At 55.0% G+C, this 1354-nt stretch carries 1 rRNA gene; it reads left to right on the top strand.

The features are described 5' to 3' along the window. Positions 1-1331: ribosomal RNA gene (locus tag ACFW35_RS19830) — 16S ribosomal RNA — on the top strand; the annotation flags it as partial. Between the last annotated feature and the right edge of the window lie 23 nt (positions 1332-1354).

Here is a 1354-nt window from a genome sequence, read left to right as displayed (position 1 = left end):
GCTGACACTTACAGATGAGCCCGCGGCGCATTAGCTAGTTGGTGAGGTAACGGCTCACCAAGGCGACGATGCGTAGCCGACCTGAGAGGGTGATCGGCCACACTGGGACTGAGACACGGCCCAGACTCCTACGGGAGGCAGCAGTAGGGAATCTTCGGCAATGGGCGAAAGCCTGACCGAGCAACGCCGCGTGAGCGATGAAGGCCTTCGGGTCGTAAAGCTCTGTTGTTAGAGAAGAACAAGTACGAGAGTAACTGCTCGTACCTTGACGGTACCTAACCAGAAAGCCACGGCTAACTACGTGCCAGCAGCCGCGGTAATACGTAGGTGGCAAGCGTTATCCGGAATTATTGGGCGTAAAGCGCGCGCAGGCGGTCTCTTAAGTCTGATGTGAAAGCCCACGGCTCAACCGTGGAGGGTCATTGGAAACTGGGAGACTTGAGTGCAGGAGAGAAAAGTGGAATTCCACGTGTAGCGGTGAAATGCGTAGAGATGTGGAGGAACACCAGTGGCGAAGGCGGCTTTTTGGCCTGTAACTGACGCTGAGGCGCGAAAGCGTGGGGAGCAAACAGGATTAGATACCCTGGTAGTCCACGCCGTAAACGATGAGTGCTAGGTGTTGGGGGGTTCCACCCTCAGTGCTGAAGTTAACACATTAAGCACTCCGCCTGGGGAGTACGACCGCAAGGTTGAAACTCAAAGGAATTGACGGGGGCCCGCACAAGCAGTGGAGCATGTGGTTTAATTCGAAGCAACGCGAAGAACCTTACCAGGTCTTGACATCCTCTGACCACTCTAGAGATAGAGCTTTCCCCTTCGGGGGACAGAGTGACAGGTGGTGCATGGTTGTCGTCAGCTCGTGTCGTGAGATGTTGGGTTAAGTCCCGCAACGAGCGCAACCCTTGACCTTAGTTGCCAGCATTCAGTTGGGCACTCTAAGGTGACTGCCGGTGACAAACCGGAGGAAGGTGGGGATGACGTCAAATCATCATGCCCCTTATGACCTGGGCTACACACGTGCTACAATGGATGGTACAAAGGGTTGCGAAGCCGCGAGGCCAAGCCAATCCCAAAAAGCCATTCTCAGTTCGGATTGTAGGCTGCAACTCGCCTACATGAAGCCGGAATTGCTAGTAATCGCGGATCAGCATGCCGCGGTGAATACGTTCCCGGGCCTTGTACACACCGCCCGTCACACCACGAGAGTTTGTAACACCCGAAGTCGGTGGGGTAACCCTTTTGGGAGCCAGCCGCCGAAGGTGGGACAGATGATTGGGGTGAAGTCGTAACAAGGTAGCCGTATCGGAAGGTGCGGCTGGATCACCTCCTTTCTATGGAGATTATGAAACAGCTT

This window comes from Fictibacillus sp. NPDC058756 (assembly GCF_042746035.1).
Lineage (GTDB): Bacteria > Bacillota > Bacilli > Bacillales > Fictibacillaceae > Fictibacillus.
This window is presented reverse-complemented; position numbering and strand designations above follow the sequence as displayed.